The sequence below is a fragment of the Variovorax sp. 01T439_2 genome, from assembly GCF_056398445.1.
Genome location: NZ_JBFTPJ010000814.1, coordinates 1 through 2,740, shown reverse-complemented (window position 1 = coordinate 2,740; position 2,740 = coordinate 1). Strand labels below are relative to the sequence as shown.

Here is a 2,740-nt window from a genome sequence, read left to right as displayed (position 1 = left end):
GTGGATGCCGGTGTAGAAGTCGGTGTAGTCGCCGATGCGGCAGGGCACGGCCATTTCGGCCTTCGATTGCGGCAGCAGCGCCTTGGCCCAGGCCGCCTGCTGGCTGCTGCCTTCGGCCAGGCCCGCGGAGATGGCCGCGCGCAGGGCCTGCCGCTCCTTCACGCCCGCGTTCATCAGCGCGTTCATGTCGTCGCTGTCGACGAGGCCGGCCGCCTTCAGGTCCAGGACCTGGTCGCCGATGGCCACGCCGATGCGGAAAGCCTCGCTGCTGCCGGCCGTGCGGAAGCGCCCGAAGGGCAGGTTCTGGATCGGGAAGTCGCAGCCGGCTTGGTTGGCGGAGGCGACCCAGCTGCGCAGCTTCGGGTCGTGGGTGGCGTTCAGTGCGGTGGTACTCATGGCGTGTCTTTCCTTGAAATTCGGTTCAGTCGGCGGTCATGCCGGCTTTCCTGGCAACGTCGCCCAGGCGCTGGTATTCGGTTTGCGTGAGCGTGGCCAGCTCCTGCGCGGTCGAGCCGCGCGGCGAGAAGCCGGCCTGCTGCAGCTTGGCCTTCACCTCGGGCATCGCGAGCGCCTCGACGAAGGCTTCGTTCAGCGCCTTCACGATGGGCGCCGGCAGGTTCGCCGGGCCGTACACGCCGAACCACGGGTCCAGCGCATAGCCCTTGAGCCCGGCCTCGGCCATCGTCGGCACATCGGGCAGCGAGGGCGAACGCGCCGGCCCCGCCACCGCCAGTGCGCGCAGCTTGCCGGCCTGGATGTGCGGCAGCGACGCCGGCAGGTTGTCGAACATCAGGCCGATGTTGTTGCCCAGCATGTCGGTGATGGCCGGGCCGCTGCCCTTGTACGCCACGTGCACGAGCTCGGTGCCGGTCATCTGCGCGAACATCACGCCCGCCAGGTTCATCGAGGTGCCGGCGCCGGCCGTGGCGTAGGGCAGGCCGGGGTTCTTCTTCGCGGCCGCGACCAGGTCGGACACCGACCTGATCGGCGAGCTGGCCGGCACTTCGAGCACGATGGTCGAGGTGCCGAGCAGGCTGATGGCCGTGAAGTCGCGGCGTGGATCGAAGGCCATCGACTTGTAGATGTGCGGGTTGAGCGCATTGGTCGAAATGGCGCCGAAGCCGATGGTGTAGCCATCGGGCGCGGCCTTGGCCACGGCGTCCATGCCGATGTTGCCGCCCGCGCCGCCGCGGTTGTCGATCAGCACCGGCTGGCCCAGCTTCTGCGAAACCTGCTGGCCCACGGTGCGCGCCACCAGGTCGGTGGTGCCGCCGGGCGTGTAGGGCACGATGAAGCGGATGGGCTTCGACGGAAAGTCCGCCGCGTGCGCCGCGAGCAGGGGCGCGGCAAGCAGCGCGATGGCGGCCGCGCGGCGCGTGGTACCGAATGCGTTCTTCATGGCTTGAACTGGTCCTTCAGGCCCGCCCAGCAGTCGGCGTAATCGGTGTCGAGCGCGGGGCTCTTGAGCGCGAAGTCCGTCGGAATGAACCGGTAGCGGCTCTCGAACATGAACGCCAGCGTGTTGTCCAGCTTGTGCGGCTTCAGGTCGGCGTGCGTGGCCTTGTCGAAGGCTTCCTCGTCGGGGCCGTGCGGCACCATGCAGTTGTGCAGGCTCGCGCCGCCGGGCTTGAAGCCGCCCGGCTTGGCGTCGTATTCGCCGAGCACAAGGCCCATGAACTCGCTCATGAGGTTGCGGTGGAACCAGGGCGGACGGAAGGTGTTCTCCATCACCATCCAGCGCGGCGGAAAGATCACGAAGTCGCAGTTGGCCGTGCCGGGCGTGTCGCTCGGCGAAGTCAGCACGGTGAAGATCGAGGGATCGGGATGGTCGAAGCTGATGGAGCCGATCACCATGAAATTGGCCGTGTCGTACTTCACCGGCGCCAGGTTGCCGTGCCAGGCGACCACGTTGAAGGGCGACTGCCTGGCCGGCGCCTTCCAGAAGCGGCCGCCGAATTTCTTCACCAGCTCGTAGGCGCCGCCGTCGTCCTCGAAGGCCGCCACGGGCGCCTGGAAGTCGCGCGCGTTGGCCAGGCCGTTGGAGCCGATCGGGCCGAGCTCTGGCAGGCGGAAGTGCGCGCCGTAGTTCTCGCAGACGTAGCCGCGCGAGAGCCCGTCGGGCAGGGCCACCTTGAAGGCCATGCCGCGCGGCAGCAGCGCGATCTCGCCGGGCTTCACGTCGAGCACGCCGAACTCGGTGGTGATCACGAGGCGGCCCTGCTGCGGCACCACCAGCATCTCGCCGTCGGCGTTGACGAAGGCGCGCTTGTCCATCGAGCGGCCCGCCAGGTACATCAGCGAGCCGATGCCCACCTGCGATTCGGCATCACCATTGGCCGCGATGGTGTGCATGCCGTCGATGAAGTCCGCTGCGGCCGCGCCGCCCTCGAGCGGCATCGGGTGCCAGCGCAGCGGCTCGGGCGGCAGCGCGATCTCGCGGTCGGCGCCGGTGGTCCAGTGCGCCTGCGCATACGGCTGGTAGCGGCCCGACACCACCGAAGGCTGGCGGCGATACAGCCAGCTGCGGCGGTTCTCATGACGCGGCGCGGTGAAGGCGGTGCCCGAGAGCAGCTCGGTGTAGAGGTCGAAGGGCGCGCGCTGCGGGTTGTTGCGGCCCTGCGGCAGGGCGCCGGCAACGGCTTCCGAGGCGTACTCGTTGCCGAAGCCGCTCTGGTAGCGCCGCTCGCTATGGATGGTTGGATGGGTCATGGTCGCTATGGATGGTTGGATGGGTCATGGT

2 protein-coding genes and 1 pseudogene are annotated in these 2,740 nt (G+C 68.7%); all 3 read right to left on the bottom strand.

The annotated features are described in order from the left end of the window. A pseudogene (locus AC1DOC_RS28215) lies at nucleotides 1-396 on the bottom strand (fumarylacetoacetase); the annotation flags it as partial. 25 nt (nucleotides 397-421) lie between these two features. Further along, nucleotides 422-1,399, bottom strand: a complete 978-nt coding sequence (locus AC1DOC_RS28210; RefSeq protein WP_307593035.1) for a Bug family tripartite tricarboxylate transporter substrate binding protein — start codon at nucleotides 1,397-1,399, stop codon at nucleotides 422-424. Beyond that, a complete protein-coding gene (hmgA, locus tag AC1DOC_RS28205) occupies nucleotides 1,396-2,709 on the bottom strand; it encodes a homogentisate 1,2-dioxygenase (RefSeq protein ID WP_478079566.1) in 1,314 nt (437 codons plus the stop codon). Before hmgA ends, AC1DOC_RS28210 begins: the two co-directional genes overlap by 4 nt. Between the last annotated feature and the right edge of the window lie 31 nt (nucleotides 2,710-2,740).

Excerpts from the sequence above, each read along its gene's own strand:
- AC1DOC_RS28210 (WP_307593035.1), bottom strand. The coding sequence starts at position 1,399 with ATGAAGAACGCATTCGGTACCACGCGCCGCGCGGCCGCCATCGCGCTG.
- hmgA (WP_478079566.1), bottom strand. The coding sequence starts at position 2,709 with ATGACCCATCCAACCATCCATAGCGAGCGGCGCTACCAGAGCGGCTTC.